11 protein-coding genes and 2 pseudogenes are annotated in these 15,590 nt (G+C 55.3%); 4 read left to right on the top strand and 9 right to left on the bottom strand.

Features of this window, described 5'->3' with window-relative positions; all coding sequences use genetic code 11:
• Positions 1-4: 4 nt before the first annotated feature.
• The 3 genes from BRW62_RS09690 to BRW62_RS09680 are packed head-to-tail and all read right to left on the bottom strand — an operon-like array spanning position 5 to position 4,451.
• Positions 5-1,144: a CO2 hydration protein gene (locus BRW62_RS09690; RefSeq protein ID WP_099799259.1), complete on the bottom strand. Its 1,140-nt coding sequence runs from the start codon at positions 1,142-1,144 to the stop codon at positions 5-7.
• A complete protein-coding gene (locus BRW62_RS09685; RefSeq protein WP_099799258.1) occupies positions 1,141-2,637 on the bottom strand; it encodes an NADH-quinone oxidoreductase subunit M in 1,497 nt (498 codons plus the stop codon). The genes BRW62_RS09690 and BRW62_RS09685 overlap by 4 nt, the downstream gene beginning before the upstream one ends.
• Positions 2,622-4,451, bottom strand: a complete 1,830-nt coding sequence (locus BRW62_RS09680) for an NAD(P)H-quinone oxidoreductase subunit F (RefSeq protein ID WP_099799257.1) — start codon at positions 4,449-4,451, stop codon at positions 2,622-2,624. The genes BRW62_RS09685 and BRW62_RS09680 overlap by 16 nt, the downstream gene beginning before the upstream one ends.
• Before the next feature lie 109 nt (positions 4,452-4,560).
• Here BRW62_RS09680 and BRW62_RS09675 point away from each other — a divergent pair, with 109 nt between their 5' ends.
• Positions 4,561-5,283, top strand: a complete 723-nt coding sequence (locus tag BRW62_RS09675; RefSeq protein ID WP_099799256.1) for an ABC transporter ATP-binding protein — start codon at positions 4,561-4,563, stop codon at positions 5,281-5,283.
• Here BRW62_RS09675 and gmk read toward each other — a convergent pair.
• A pseudogene (gmk, locus tag BRW62_RS09670) lies at positions 5,280-5,854 on the bottom strand (guanylate kinase). The gene BRW62_RS09675 and the pseudogene gmk overlap by 4 nt on opposite strands.
• Positions 5,855-5,935: 81 nt before the next feature.
• Between gmk and BRW62_RS09665 the strand changes: the two are divergent.
• The 3 genes and pseudogenes from BRW62_RS09665 (at position 5,936) to ureG (ending at position 7,969) form a co-directional block, all read left to right on the top strand.
• Entirely contained in the window at positions 5,936-6,427 is a 492-nt protein-coding gene (locus BRW62_RS09665; protein WP_198405990.1) for an ExbD/TolR family protein, read from the top strand.
• 12 nt (positions 6,428-6,439) lie between these two features.
• Positions 6,440-7,362: pseudogene (gene era / locus BRW62_RS09660) on the top strand (GTPase Era).
• 4 nt (positions 7,363-7,366) lie between these two features.
• The gene (gene ureG, locus BRW62_RS09655) at positions 7,367-7,969 is read left to right on the top strand and encodes an urease accessory protein UreG (protein ID WP_099799255.1); all 603 of its coding nucleotides are present in this window, start codon (positions 7,367-7,369) and stop codon (positions 7,967-7,969) included.
• Between the two features lie 45 nt (positions 7,970-8,014).
• Here the strand turns inward: ureG and BRW62_RS09650 are convergent, their stop codons facing one another.
• The 5 genes from BRW62_RS09650 to BRW62_RS09630 are packed head-to-tail and all read right to left on the bottom strand — an operon-like array spanning position 8,015 to position 15,532.
• Complete coding sequence (locus BRW62_RS09650) at positions 8,015-10,453, bottom strand: molybdopterin-dependent oxidoreductase (RefSeq protein WP_198405989.1); 2,439 nt, start codon at positions 10,451-10,453, stop codon at positions 8,015-8,017.
• 7 nt (positions 10,454-10,460) lie between these two features.
• Positions 10,461-11,276 (bottom strand): ABC transporter ATP-binding protein, encoded by an 816-nt coding sequence (locus tag BRW62_RS09645; RefSeq protein WP_099799254.1) that lies wholly within the window; start codon positions 11,274-11,276, stop codon positions 10,461-10,463.
• Positions 11,277-11,309: 33 nt separating this feature from the next.
• Entirely contained in the window at positions 11,310-13,313 is a 2,004-nt protein-coding gene (locus BRW62_RS09640) for an ABC transporter ATP-binding/substrate-binding protein (protein WP_099799253.1), read from the bottom strand.
• 20 nt (positions 13,314-13,333) lie between these two features.
• Positions 13,334-14,173, bottom strand: coding sequence for a nitrate ABC transporter permease (gene ntrB, locus BRW62_RS09635; RefSeq protein ID WP_099799252.1), 840 nt, complete (start codon positions 14,171-14,173; stop codon positions 13,334-13,336).
• 57 nt (positions 14,174-14,230) lie between these two features.
• Entirely contained in the window at positions 14,231-15,532 is a 1,302-nt protein-coding gene (locus BRW62_RS09630) for a CmpA/NrtA family ABC transporter substrate-binding protein (protein ID WP_099799251.1), read from the bottom strand.
• Positions 15,533-15,590: the final 58 nt, after the last annotated feature.

Raw genomic sequence — 15,590 nt, 5'->3', positions numbered from 1 at the left:
CAATTCAGGCTTGAACAGCCCACAACCGCGAGGTTGCTAGTCGCTCTAGCCACTGCTCGTAAAATTCACGGTTAGCTGCCTGCTCAGCAGGGTGGCGGGTCGTCCATGGATAGGGCGCTAGGGCAGTGATCGCAGCAGTGGTGACGCAAAACATTGACTTTTGGAACGTTTGGCAGATTTTGACCCGCAGATCGTCTTCACCGCGCCCTTGATGACGGTAAAACTCGTGCAGGTACGGGGGCAAATAGTGGCGCATATCCTGCATGAGCAGCGTGGGCGGAATCCCCGCAGCACCGGTGGGAATGGGATCCGCAAAGAGGGCACCATAGCTAAACTCCCCTTGATCGCGGGAGATTTGCTGCGCTTGGGCATTAAAGGAAACAAGGCCAAAGAAGGGGGTGCCCCGCAGAAATACAGCTTCGACGTAGGGAATGGCCGTATCGGCCAAAAAGGTGAGTTGGGCACTGGCGGGGAGAATATCGTAGGTGTTACCGCGGATTTGTACACGATAGGTGATGGGACGGGCGGCATCGGCAATGAGTCCTGAGCGAATGTGATCCACGACATCGGGAATGGTGCGAATCTCTCCGGCATCGTAGCGATCGCTCAGGGTGAGGAAAATCGGATACATGACGCTCCAAAATTGGCCAAGGCCGCTGTAGTAACAGAGCATTCGTACCGTTTCCAGTAAAAACTCAGGAAACAGCCCATTGACCAATTGCATCAAGGGGTTGCCCCGTAACTTAGCCGCGATGGCTTTAGTAGCCAGTTGCCGAAATTCCGCCGAGTCTAAAAAGGCATCTAGGCCACCGCCGCCGTGCCACATCATGGCTCGCATACAGTATTCGGCATACTCGTAGTTAATGCGGTCATGCCACCAATGTCGCAGGAGCTTGGGGAGCGTGATCTCGCCATTGAAGTACTTAAAAAAGGGAAACAGCACTAAAAATTGCCGCTCACTAATATCACAGAGAGTTTCGGCGTAAGCCTTGAGCACAATGCCATAGCTTTTGAGAATTCCCACCACTTCCATCACGTGGGTGGGGCTATCCGGCAGCAGGGCTTGGTTGTTGAGCAGTCGTTCAATGATCGCAGCGCGGAGTTCAGTAGCACGGGCACCAGTGACAGCGGTCAAGGGAGTCATAGCGGCATTAGGGTGGCAACAGTAGGGGTGAGCAGGCTAACGGTGGATTCACTCCAGTGGATGAGCCAGTTGGGCACAATCCCTAGGATCAAGATTAGCGCGGCCAAAACGAGTCCTGGCAGGCGATCGCCCCACGCAACGGGGGGGAGTTCCGTTAGGTCGTTGGACAGGCGGCCAAAAAAGACGCGGTTCACTAACAGCAGGAAATAGACAGCGGTCAAGCCGGTGCCCACAAGACACAGTAAGGTTTGCACCGGAAACGTGAGAAAGCTACTGCGAAAGATGAGAAACTCTGCAACAAAGCCCACCATCCCCGGAATACCGCCACTGGCCATCACCCCCACAATCATCAGGCTGCCAATGAGGGGCAAGCCCCGCTCTGGGTTCAGCAGTCCCCGCAGGGTTTCAATGTTGCGGCTGCCGGTTTTTTCATAGACCACCCCCACCAGCAGAAAGAGGAGGGCAGAAATGAGGCCATGGCTAACCATTTGGGCAATGGCCGCCAAAATGCTGAGGGGAGTGGCGGTAGCGGTTGCTAAAAGGACAAATCCCATGTGGCCGATGGAACTGTAGGCCACCATTTTTTTCATGTCGGTTTGGGCGATCGCCATCAGTGAGCCGTACAGGACACTCACCACCGCCCAGGTGGCTAGAACGGGCGCGACAACTTGCCATGCGTGGGGGAACAGTTGCACCCCAAAGCGCACCAGACCATAGGTGCCCAACTTTAAGAGCACCCCCGCCAAAAGCACAGAAATTGGGGTTGACGCTTCAACGTGGGCATCGGGTAGCCACGTGTGAAAGGGCACCAGCGGAATTTTGATGCCAAACCCCACCAAAATCAAGCCGAGGAGAATCAATTGCGAGGTCAGGGGCAGCAGTGTCGAACGCTGAGGATCAAAATCAAAGGAACTGGCTCCGGCCAACCAGACTAACCCCAAAAAGCCTGCTAGGAGCAGAACTCCGGAAATTGCGGTGTAGATTAAGAACTTTGTTGCGGCATAGCTACGGCGTGCCCCCCCCCAAATTGCAATCAGCAAATATAGAGGAATTAATTCCAGTTCGTAAAACAGGAAAAACAGAAGCAGATTATCGGCCAAGAAAGCCCCATTGACCCCCGCATTCAGCAAAAGAACAAGGGGATAGTACAGGCGAGGGCGCGGTAGATTGACCGAGGTTGCCCACAGGGCAATCAGGGTCAAGAAGTTATTCAGCACCACTAAGGGCAAGGATAGACCATCCACACTCAGGCGGTAACTTAACCCTAGGGTGTCTAACCACGGTAAGGCCTCTGTCAGCTGGGGAGCGGCATTACTGGGGTCAAAGAGGCGGGCAATGGCGAGGCTTACCACAAGGGCGATCGCCATCACCACGGCGGCTAAACTGCGATAGGTGCGACCCCCACTGGTTTGCGGGAGCAAACTGAGCGCTAGGGCACCGAGCAAGGGCACGAGCAAGACGATGCTCAACAGGGGCATTACAGGAGCAGCCATGCGATCGCCCCTCCAAGAATTGCCACCCCAACAAAGACCAGTAGCAGATAGGCTTGGGACTGCCCCGTTGCGCTGTACTTCAGCAGTTCCCCACCCACCAACGAAGCCATACCCGTTGTATTGACAATGCGATCCACAATGTGGCGATCCACCCAAGCGCTGCACTGCGAGAGCGATCGCACTGCCCAGATCACCGTATAGCGATAGAGTTCTTCAATGTAGAAGTCATAGGCCAGCAGATCCTGCACAAAACGCAGGGGCACCTTGATCGGACGAGTCCAACTGCGCTTCAGGGTAACAAAGCCTCCCAACAACACCCCAAAGAGGCCAGAGGTGACTAAAAGCGCCACAATGGTCCAATTAATGGTAGTAGGCAGCAGCTGCACCCGCTGTAGGATGATGGGCACCAGCAAATTCAAGATTGAAAGGGTGACCATCGGAACCGCCAGTGGCCAAGGCACTTCCGGCGCACGGCGGGTTTTGGGCTGGGCAGCGCCTAAAAACACGAGCCGAAACACCCGCGTTAGGTTCACTGCCGTCAAAATATTGACCACCAAAATCAACACAACCAACGCAGGCATCGTTAACCAATAGTGGTTGATGCCGCGATAGAAGGACCAGAATGCGCCTAGGGGTAACAGGCCAATAAGAGATAAGCCACCGATGACAAAGGCAGAACTGGTGGCTGGCATCCGCCCGCCTAGCCCCCCCAACTCGGTGAGATCTTGGCAATTCGTTGTCATAATGACACTGCCAATACTCATAAACAGCAAGGCTTTGGCAATGGCATGGGTGAGGAGTACAAAGAGGGCAAAATCTGTCCAGTTGGTGCCCACGCCAATAAAGACAAGACCTAAATACACACTTGTCGAGTGGGAGAGGGCACGCTTAATATCAATCTGGGCGATCGCCACCAACGACTCACTAATGGCGGTTACTGCCCCAATTAGGATCAGAGCCGCATTGGCTCCTGGGCAGACGACGAGGATAGGTTGTAGCTTAATGAGGATATAGGCACCCGCTGCAACCACCACCGAGTTGCGCATAATTGACGCGGGGTTTGGCCCTTCCATGGCCTCGTCTAACCATAGGTGCAACGGCACTTGGGCGCATTTACCCGTGGGACCAGCAATTAAGGCTAACCCCAGTAACAGTCCCCAGCCTTCGGGGAGGTGAGCGGTTTCTGCCCAGTCGTAAAGTGCAGGGAAGTCATAACTCCCCGCCAAACTGCCCACCGCCACCACCCCCATCAGCAGAAGAATATCCCCCACCCGTTTTGTCAAAAAAGCATCCCGTGCCGCCTTCACCACCAGTGGCTGCGCATACCAAAAACCAATCAGCAAATAGGTAGAGAGGGTTAATACCTCCAGTAGGCCATAGCTCAACAGCAAGGAGTCACTGAGGGCAATACCACTCAATGCCGCCTCAAAAAAACCCATCAAGGCAAAGAATCGCGCCAGTCCCCAGTCCTTTTCGAGATAACCAAGGGCAAAGATCTGCGCCAGAATACTCAGGCCAGTCACCAACTCCATGGCACTGGTCGTGACGCTATTAATAAGTAGAGAAAAGGATAAATCCAGCCCCGGCGCTTGCAGCCAATGCCACACAATGGTTGCAGTAGCACCATTGCGAGTGTGTTGCAGCAACAAAAACCCATGCACAAAGGCAGCAAGAGTCATTAATAGATTAAAGTAGGCGGCAGGGCGAGGCCCGGTGCGCCGCACATAGCCCGTTGCCCACGGTAGGGTCAGGGTTGCGCCCACTAGGCCATAGCAGGGCACCCACCAACTGGTCTCTAAAAGTGAACTTGGCATGGCAACAATGACCCTTGCAGTTTTGCGAACATCTGGGCAGAAGCATCCTTAAGTATAACTTGTGGTTAAGGTGTAAGATGTTGCCTGTTAGGATGCGTCCCCTTGTACCATGAGCTTGCTACAGGTTTGCGATGTCTATGCGGGCTATATTCCCGATGTCGATATCCTGCGGGGCGTTAACGTTCGCCTCGAAGCCGGAGAACTGATTGCCCTTATTGGCCCCAACGGTGCGGGTAAGTCCACGTTGGCCAAAACCATTGCTGGGCTGCTCACCCCTCGCCGCGGCACTATTACCCTAGAGGGGGAAGACATCACTTACCTGCGCCCTAACCAAGTGGTCAAAAAAGGCATCGGCTATGTGCCACAAATTGCCAATGTGTTCCGCAGTCTCACGGTTGAGGAAAACTTAGACATGGGCGCATTCATTACGTCTGGCAACATCACAGCCCTGAAGCAGCGGGTGTATGATACGTTTCCCCGCCTTTGGGAGCGTCGTCAGCAGCGGGCGGGCACGCTCTCAGGGGGAGAGCGGCAAATGCTGGCGATGGGGCGAGCCATGATGCTCAACCCGCGTATTCTGGTTCTGGATGAACCTTCGGCGGCTCTCTCCCCAGCTCTGGTGAGTGATGTGTTTGCCAAAATCAAGGAGATTAATGCCCAAGGAACCGCCATTATCCTTGTGGAGCAAAATGCCCGTAAGGCTTTAGCCATGAGCGATCGCGGCTACGTTCTTGAAATGGGCAAAGATCGCTATGAAGGCTTAGGGACGGATCTCCTTAATGACCCGAAGGTGGGGGAACTCTACCTTGGGATTACGCGGGCGCAGGCCTAACTTCCAGAGCTGAAAATCGCTGTTTCCAAGGCAGTCAAACTCTTTTCTAGGTCATCGTTGACAATTTGGACATCAAATTCTGAAGCAGCGGCAATTTCGGTTTCTGCTTGCGCCAGCCGCCGGGCGATCGCCGCTGCCGTATCTTGGCCACGGCTGTACAAGCGACGTTCCAGTTCAGCCATAGACGGCGGCAAAATGAAGATGTGCCGTGCTTGCGGGTAAGATTGGCGGACTTGGCGCGCCCCTTGCAGTTCAATTTCCAGAATTACTGTTTTGCCCTGCTCAATGAGTCGCACAAGCGGTTCCCTTGGGGTGCCGTAGTAATGGCCGGCAAACTCTGCCCACTCCAGTAATTCGCCAGCCTGAAGCATGGCTTGAAAGTCTGGCACGGAGACAAAGTAATAATCTACGCCATTGGTTTCCGTTGGCCGGGGGGGCGCGTCGTGGCGGAAATCGATACGGCTAGCGCGGGATGACGTTGCCGCAATTGCCGCAGCAGCGTCCCTTTCCCAACCCCGCTAGGGCCAGTAATGACAATCAGTTGTCCGGGTTGGGGCACGCTAAGGGTCATAGGTCAACACATCCGAAACGTTTTCATCCTACTCTGTTGCTGGGGATTTATCATTGAGAGCAGCGTGGTTGAGGATCCGGTGTGAAGATTCACGTGCCGAGCGACAGTGATAGTGTCCGCATTGAAATGCTGCCCCTCATTGATGTGGTCTTTTGCATTCTGACATTTTTTATTTTGGCAGCCGTGAGCTTGACGCGGCAGCAGGCGATTACCCTGAACTTGCCCCAAGCTAGCACCAGTCAAGCCCAATCCCAGAAAATGCTGGTGGTGAGCATCGATCCGGCAGGGCAGCTTTACGTGGACAAAGACCTAGTAAACCGCACTGAACTGTTTGAAAAGCTGGGCACTTACCTAAAAACTAATCCTGACGGTGTGGTTATTTTGCGCGCCTCCCAAGTGGTGAGCTATAACGAGGTGATCCAAGTGCTCGATCTGCTCCGCTCCGTTGGCGGTAATCGTGTTGCCCTTGCCACCCAACCGGTGGAGCGACCCATCCTAGGCACCGATCCAGCTCCTATCGAGAGTTTGCCACAGGGAACGCCGAATGCCAGCCCTAACCCAACGGCCAACTGAGGAGTCTTTGCGGTGGAGTCCCTAGCGAGCTTTCCTACGCCGCCGCCAGAGTTTCGCTCTGGGTTTGTGGCCTTGGTGGGGCGACCCAATGTGGGGAAGTCCACGCTGTTTAATCGGTTACTGGGGCAGAAGGTGGCCATTACCTCCCCTGTGGCTCAAACCACGCGCAATCGGCTGCGGGGCATTCTCACCACGCCTACGGCGCAATTTATTTTTGTGGACACCCCCGGCATCCATAAACCCCACCACCGTTTGGGAGAGGTGCTGGTTCAGAATGCGAAGGGAATACTGAATCGGGTGGATGCTGTTGTGTGTGTTGTGGATGGCACTGCGCTACCCGGCACGGGCGATCGCTATGTGGCACAACTGCTAACGACCGCCAAAAGCAGCGTCCTCATGGTCGTGAATAAGATTGATCAGGTGTCTGCCAAGGATCGTGCCGCGCGCCTCCAAGCTTACCAAGCTTTGGGGGGATGGCCTGTCTATGGCTGCTCTGCCATGACGGGAGAGGGGGTTGAACGCTTGCAGGGGGCGATCGCCCATCTTTTGCCCCTTGGCCCCTACTACTATCCACCAGAGATGGTCACCGATCAGCCGGAGCGGTTTATTATGGCGGAACTCATTCGCGAGCAAATTTTGCACCACACCCGTGAAGAAGTCCCCATTCCGTCGCAGTCACCATCGAGCACATGCAGCAGCAGGGCAACATCACCCGGGTTAATGCGGCCATTTATGTCGAGCGTCCTAGCCAAAAAGCCATTCTCATTGGCAAAGGGGGGCAACGACTCAAGCAAATGGGAACCGCTGCCCGGCAGGAAATTGAAACCCTCATTGGTGGCAACCTCTACCTAGAGTTGTTTATAAAAGTGCGCCCCCGCTGGCGGCAGGATCGCTCGCGTTTGGCAGAATTAGGGTATCGTCTGGACAACGATTAAGCCTATGGGAACAACAGAGGTGTTGCGGGTTGGTGTGGCTGGCCCTGTTGGGTCAGGGAAAACCGCGTTGGTCGATCGTCTCTGCAAACATCTGCGCGATCGCTATCGCCTTGCTGTAGTTACCAATGATATTTATACCCAGGAAGATGCCCAATTTTTGGTGCGCTCCCAAGCCTTGCCCCCGGAGCGCATCTTGGGGGTGGAAACCGGGGGCTGCCCCCACACCGCCATTCGCGAAGATGCCTCCCTCAATTTAGCGGCCATTCGCCAACTGGAAACGGCGCTGTATCCCCTTGATCTGATTTTTGTTGAGAGCGGGGGCGACAACTTGGCGGCTACCTTTAGCCCAGAGCTGGTGGATGTGACGCTCTACGTGATTGATGTGGCCGCTGGCGATAAAATTCCCCGCAAGGGGGGGCCCGGCATCACGAAGTCGGATCTGCTGGTGATTAACAAAATTGACCTTGCCCCCTACGTCGGCGCAGATTTAGCCGTGATGGAGCGAGATACAAAAAAAATGCGTGGCGATCGCCCCTACGTGATGACCAATCTGAAAGCAGGGATCGGGGTGGAGTCTATCATACGCTTTTTGTGTCAGTACCTCTAAGTTAATCATTAACTGTCACCCATGCGCCAACAGCATCAAAACGGCTCAGGGTTTCAGTAAAATGCCTGTTTGCTGCCCTTGCTGTGCCTCGGTGTGGGGCAAGTGGCGCAAGCGCAGGGGGAGCACTTGCACAGCACAGGCTTTGAGTTCCGGTTGGTGAGATTTCGGGCAGGCGGTGGGATGAGTCAGTTGATTGGCTTCCGCCCTCTCAGCAAAGAGAAAACCCCAATGCATCGGTACAAATAGGGTGCCCGGACGAATCGAGCGGGTGATCATGATGGGTAGGCAAATAACCCCCCGGCGCGATCGCACCTCGACCCAATCGCCATCGTTTAGGTGCAGGTTTGCCGCATCCGTGGGGTGAATTTCTAAAAAAGGGTCTGGATGCATTTTTTGAATTTTGGCAATGCGCCCTGTGCGGGTTTGGGTGTGCCAGTGACCGTAAAGACGCCCTGTGGTCAAGGTAAAGGCATAGACCGCGTCCGTGGGTTCTGCGACACCGTGACTGTGCTCAACACAGAAGTGGGCACGGCCATCGGCGGTTGCAAACCGCCAGTCGGTGTAGAGTCGTTTGGGGGCACGCGCTTCATCATCACTACAGCCTGCCGGGCAAGGCCATTGCAGAGCACCTAAGCGCGCCAAGCGTTCATGGCTCAGCCCTGAGTGATCGCAGGGGCGACCCGCGGTGAGTTGCGCAAACTCGGCATAGACTGCGGCGGCATCCGCAAAGTCAAAAAGACGGCCATAGCCCAGTCGTCGCCCAACTTCTGCAAAAATTTCCCAGTCTGCCCGCGCCAGACCCGGCGGTGAACGAAAGGCACGCGCAAGGGTCACGCGCCGCTCTGAGTTGGTCATCACGCCGGTTTTCTCGCTCCACTGCGCTGCCGGTAAAATGAGGTGCGCATAGGCAGCGGTTTCGGTAGGGAAGTAGGCATCTTGATAGACGGTAAACGGCGACTTGAGGAAAGCGGCCTTGGCTCGCTCAAGGTGAGGAAAGCTGACCGCCGGATTGGTTGCCGCAATCCAAAACAGCCCGATTTCGCCGCGCTCTAGTCCTTCGACCATTTGCCACGCGGTGCGACCGGGGCGATCGCTAATTTGCCCCCGGGGCAACCCCCAAAAGTCTTCCACTTCCTGCCGATGGCGCGGATTGGTGACATGGCGATAGCCCGGTAACAGGTGGGAGAGTCCCCCCGCTTCGCGCCCCCCCATAGCGTTGGGTTGACCGGTCAAGGAAAACGGGCCACTACCCGGTCGGCCAATTTGCCCCGTGAGAAGGTGGAGATTAATCAGACAGCGCGCTTTAGCCGTGCCTTCCGCCGACTGATTGATTCCCATCGACCACAGCGACAGAACCGCTTGGGCATGTCCCCAGTAGCGGGCAGCTTGCTCTAGGTCGCTTTGGGCAATGCCGCAGCGATCGGCTACCCACTCCGGCGGGTAGCCCTCTAGGAGTTTGACGTAGTCGGCAAAGCCATGGGTACACTCTTCGATAAATTCAGCATCAAAGTGCCCCCACTTCAGCAGTAAATGGCCGATGCCGTGGCATAGATCAATGTCGGTGCCTGGGTGAATGGCAAGGTGCAGATCCGCCACCTCGGCGGTAGGGGTGCGGCGGGGATCCACCACGATTAACTTAACGTGGCGGTGGCGCTTATGGTGATTCCGCAGCCGGTTAAACACAATAGGGTGACACTCTGCCGTATTCGTGCCAATGAGAAAGGCGCAGTCGGTGGCCTCTAAATCGTCGTAGCAGCAGGGAGGACCATCGGCTCCAAAACTGCCCATGTAGGCAGAGACGGCGGAGGACATACACAGCCGTGAGTTAGCATCAAAGTTATTGGTGCCTAGGCAGCCTTTGATCAGCTTTTGGGCAACATAGTAGTCTTCGGTCTGGAATTGCCCAGAGCCGTACATGCAGATCGCGTCAGCCCCCTGTTCGCGCCGTACCCATTGCAGCCGCTGCACCAATCGTGTAATGGCCTCATCCCACGAGATGACCGTAAAGGGTTGATCCAGCCGCTCTCGCCACAGGGGATAGGCAAGGCGATCGCGCTCCATAGACTCCAAAATCGTTGCCCCTTTCACGCAGACCATGCCTTGGGACGAGGGATGCTGGCGATCGCCCCTGATCTTAAACGTCGTCCCTTGGGGCACCGCTTCGAGGCCACACCCCACGCCACAGTAAGGGCAAAGGGAGGCCACTGGCTCTGTGGGAGGACTCACCGGGCGATTCTTCTCCTGCACCTGAAGGTCAGCACAGGCGTAGTGACTCACCCCCTGCTCGGTGGTAACAATCAGCTGAGCAGTGGCATCGCCGTGAAACAGGAGTTGCTGCCCCGGAAAGAGCACCCGCTGCCATGACGGCTGGTTGGAAAGGGTAATCTGCTGTATTGCCGTGGTGCTATTGCGGTAGTAGCACAGGTAACGACTGGACTGTACCGCCAGCGAGCCAAGTTGGGGCCACTCCCTTGAGGTACTCATCCCTGATCTAGTGCCCAAAGCGCGTATATAAAAAGTCCACGACTTGATTGCGCAGATCGTAGTACTGCGGGTCTTCAAGGAGTTGCGATCGCCGCCGCGGTCGCGGAAACGGAATGTTAAGAATATCGCCGATATGGGCGGCTGGACCGTTGGTCATCATGACCACGCGATCGGCTAAGTAGAGCGCTTCATCTATATCGTGGGTAATCATCAACACCGTTAGCTTGTGGGTACGCCAAATCTTCAGTAGCTCATCCTGTAGCTCTTCTTTGGTGATGGCATCGAGGGCACCAAAAGGCTCGTCTAAAATCAGCATTTCTGGGCGAATGGCCAGGGCACGGGCGATCGCCACCCGCTGTTTCATTCCCCCCGAGAGTTGACTAGGACGCTTATGGGCAGCAGCCGTCAGGCCAACCAGTTCGAGGTGCTCCGCCACAATTTGGCGACGGCGTTGGCGGGTCTTGTGGGGATAGACTGACTTCACGGCTAACTCAATATTTTGGTAAGCCGTCAGCCAAGGCAGCAAGGCATAGTTCTGAAAGACCATCATCCGATCCGGCCCTGGCTGGCGCACAGGCATCCCATTGAGGGAAATCTCGCCACAACTGGGAGCGGTGAAGCCCGCTACCATATTCAGCAGCGTGGTTTTACCACAGCCGGAATGGCCAATGAGACAGACAAACTCACCCCTGTGCACCTCTAGGTGAATATCCTCGAGCACCACATGGGTACCATTGGCGGTGGGGTAGGCTTTGCTAACCCCATTAATCAGCAGATGATGGGTGGCGGTGAGCTGGGGGTCAAGGCGGTAGAGGGTTTCCATAGTATTGTGCGTGTGCATCCTAAAGAACAAGACTTAAACCGTGACTGGGGAAGAGGCTCCAGCCTCAGGGACAATCGTTTGAATATCGAGTGCACGGCGAATGGCGGCGGCTTCGATATAGGCGAGGGGATGGTCAGGGTCAAACACCACCCCATCAAAGAGGGCAAAGGGACGACGATCCGGCTCGTTATCGACAACCTTAAGTTCCCGAGCGGCTGCCCCAAAAAGATCGACCCGGCGCACCTGCTCAACGATCTCCAACCAGTTTTGGGGAAAGGGCGTGAGTTGCCAGCGGGCCAATTGGGTCATGATCCACAGCCCTTCTACCCGTCCGGGACAGGGGGAGCGATCCACATAAAACTGGTGAAAGCGGGGTTCAAAAGCGGCGGCAATGCCATCCCCCCAGTCTAGGGGGCTAACAAACCCAGAATGGGCATCTTCAGGCATACAGCCCACATAGGCTGGCTGGCATAGCAATTGGGCAATTTCAGGGCGGTGCTTGATGGTATCGCAGTATTCACAGGCTTCAATGAGAGCCTTGACGAGGGCTAAATGCTCGTGAGGATGCGCCTGTGCCCAATCTTGACGCACACCGAGCACTTTTTCAGGATGCCCCGGCCAAATATCGAGATCCGTGGCCACTACTACCCCAATGCCTTCGCGCACCGCATGGGAGTTCCACGGCTGCCCCACACAGAAGCCGCTGATATGCCCCATTCTCAGGTGATATACCATCTGAGGGGGCGGAATCACCAGTAACTCCACATCCTGATCCGGATCAATACCGGCGGCGGCCAACCAGTAGCGCAGCAGCAGGTTATGCATGGAAGCTGGATGGACAATGCCAAAGCGGAGGCGATTGCCCGTGCGGCGCAGGTAGGCACGCAGGTCTTCAGCCGTCCTAACCCCTTGCTCCCACAGGTGGCGACTAAACGTGATGGCATTACCGTTGCGGCTGAGTACCAGTGAGGTCATCAGAGGCTGGGAAGGCTGACCATTCAGACCAAGGGTAATGGCCAAGGGCATAGCCGCCAACATGTGCGCCCCATCCAAACGACCGTTCACCACCCCCGCTGCCAAGTCCTGCCAACTCTCTTCTCGGTGCAGCGTCACCGCTTCCAGACCATACTTAGCAAAGAAGCCGAGTTCCTTAGCCACCACCAGAGGAGCACAATCCATCAGGGGGATAAACCCAAGGGTCAGCACGCCACGGGTCGAGGTCGTCGCAGCACTCACCACCGCAGCGGGACGGCGTTTTTGCTGATTTAAGAACGAAATCATCTCATTGCGCAGACCATAGTAGCCGGGATGATTCAGTACATCATGGCGGTTGCGCGGACGAGCAAAGGGAATTTTTAAGATTTGGCCGATGTGGGCTTCCGGCCCATTAGTGAGCAGTACCACCCGATCCGAGAGCAGCAGTGCCTCATCGACATCGTGGGTCACCATAATACAGGTCGTTCCCGTGGCTTGACACACTTGCATCAACTCATCCTGAAGCGAGCCGCGCGTTAGCGCATCCAGCGCCCCAAAGGGTTCATCGAGCAGCAGCACTTGGGGTTGAATCGCCAACGCCCGGGCGATCGCCACCCGTTGCTTCATCCCCCCCGACAGTTGAGCGGGGTACTTATCCCGTGCAGAGCCAAGGTGTACCTGTTGAATGGCTTGTTCAACCCGCTCCCGCCGCTGCGCCCTACTCAGATCAGTGAGCACCGCCTCCACAGCCAGCGCCACATTCTGGTACACCGTCTTCCACGGCAGCAGAGAATAGTTTTGAAACACCACCATGCGATCCGGCCCCGGCTCCGTTACTTGCCGACCCGCCATCACCACCCCACCACTGGTGGCACGCTGAAACCCAGCAATAATGTTGAGGAGAGTGGACTTACCACAGCCGGAATGGCCGACTAGGGAGATAAACTCACCTTCTTCGATTTTGAGATGGATATTCTTCAGGGCAATGTAGCGATCGCCGCCACCCAGATCAAAGACCTGATCCACGTGGTCAATTTCAATGAAAGGCAAAGGTTTAGACATAGGTTTAAGTAAGGGTACGCTTAGGAATGAGCTTCGTCGCCGTGGCTGAGCAGCCGCCCCGCAAACGCCACAGAGCGATCCAGCACCAAACCAACGATACCGACATAGATCACGGCCACAATAATTTCACTGACAAGGGAACTGTTCCACGCATCCCAAATAAAGAAACCAATCCCCACGCCACCAATGAGCATCTCTGCTGCCACAATGGCCAACCATGACAGGCCAATGCCAATCCGCAGACCCGTGAACACGTAGGGCACCGTTGCTGGAACCAGAATGTTCAAAAAGTAATCCTTCCGGGAAAGTCGCAGTACCCGCGCCACATTTTTGTAATCCTTGGGGATTTGCTGCACGCCAACAATAGTATTGATAATGATCGGCCAAATCGCCGTAATAAAAATGACAAAAATGGCCGCCGGCTCATTGTCTCGCATGGCTGCCAGCGAAATCGGTAACCAAGCCAAGGGGGGAACCGGTCGGAGCACCTGCAAAATGGGATCTACCGCATCATAAAGCACCCGGCTAGCGCCAATGAGCATTCCCAACCCCACGCCAGCGATCGCTGCTAGAGAAAAACCAATCGCCACCCGCCGCAGGCTCGACAGAATCTGCCAACCTAAACCGACATCATTACCGCTGCCGGTGTAAAATGGATCAATGATTAACTCCCACGTATCCGCAATCACCTTCAGGGGAGTGGGCAATTTTAATAGACCCACCATACAAATCAATTGCCAGAGGGCTAAAAAACACACCACCCCCAAACTACCGAGGAGCACCTTGCGAAAGACTGGCAACCTTTGCACGTGTTTGAACCACCGTTGCCGCCGCGAAACTCTCAAAGAACTACTTGTCATGATGTGTATCCCTGTCGTTAATGTTTCACTAATTGTGACCAGCTACCTAGGGTTGGGCTAAACCTTCTTGAACGTCAAACTGCTCAGATAAGCTTGAGGATTCTGGGGATCAAAGGCCACCCCATTGAAGAATGTCTCCACCCCACGGGAAGTGGTTGTGGGAATCTCCGCTGCGGGTACTCCAAGCGCTTTTGCTGCCTCTCGCCACAGATCTTCGCGATTGACCGCCTTAATTAGGGCGGCTGTATCCGTATCAGCAGGTAGGTAGCCCCAGCGAATGTCTTCCGTGAGAAACCACAGATCGTGACTTTGATAAGGGTAGGAGGCAGAATCCCGCCAGTACTTTTGCATCAGGTTCGTATCCTCAAGGGTGCGACCATTGCCAAAGTTAAATTTGCCTAGCGATCGATCCAAAATGTCCTCCACCGGCACCTTAAACCACTCCCGCTTCGAGAGAATCTGCGCCATTTCTGGCTTGTTGCTATCTTGATCGCACCACTGCTGCGCCTCCATAACCGCCATTAAGAGCGCCTTGGCTGCTTTGGGATGTTGATCGACCCAGTCGGCTCGCAACGCAAAGGATTTTTCCGGATGATCTTGCCAGAGTTCCCCTGTGGTAATGGCACCTACCCCCACCTGTTGATTCACCGTTTGCAGAGGCCAAGGTTCACCGACACAGAAGGCTTCCATGGTTCCCGTTTTCATGTTGGCCACCATCTGGGGCGGGGGCACCACAATTAACGACACATCCTTGTCGGGGTCAATACCGCCTGCTGCCAGCCAATAACGCATCCACAAATCATGGGTTCCCCCCGGAAAGGTGACGGCCACTTTGACCTCTTTGCCCTGTGCCTTCGTCTTGGCAAAGGCTTCCTTGAGGGGGCTACTGTCTGTACCAACCTTTAGGTCTTTGTAGGTATTGGCCAGAAGAATCCCTTGGCCATTGGTGTTGAGGCGCGCCAAGATATACATAGGCACTTTTTTGCCATCAGTAATGGTGCCTGCGGTCATTAGGTAAGGCATGGGGGTAAGGATATGGGCACCGTCAATGCCACCGCCTGCAGAACCAAGGACGAGGTTATCCCGAGTTACCCCCCACGAGGCTTGCTTGAGCACCTCCACATCCGGCATCCCGTACTTGGCAAAATAGCCCTTTTCCTTAGCAATGATTAAGGGTGCCGCATCGGTGAGGGCAATAAAGCCCAGTTTGGCAGTGGTGACCTCAGGCGTTTCCGCCACTGTTGTGGGCTGTCCCTCGCCAGCGGTTTGTTGGTTGCTACTACAACCATGGGAGAGGAGAGTGACGGCGGTGGTGGCGGCGGCAGTTACTAGAAAACGGCGACGGGAAAAATGAGTCATAGTGTGTTCAGTCCTTATGTTCTACATTGCAAGAGGGGAATTCATGAACTGGGTGCGG

This window comes from Thermostichus lividus PCC 6715, from assembly GCF_002754935.1.
Taxonomy (GTDB): domain Bacteria; phylum Cyanobacteriota; class Cyanobacteriia; order Thermosynechococcales; family Thermosynechococcaceae; genus Thermosynechococcus; species Thermosynechococcus lividus.
Note: the sequence above shows the minus strand (reverse complement) of the source record. Positions and strands in the feature narration are given on the sequence as shown.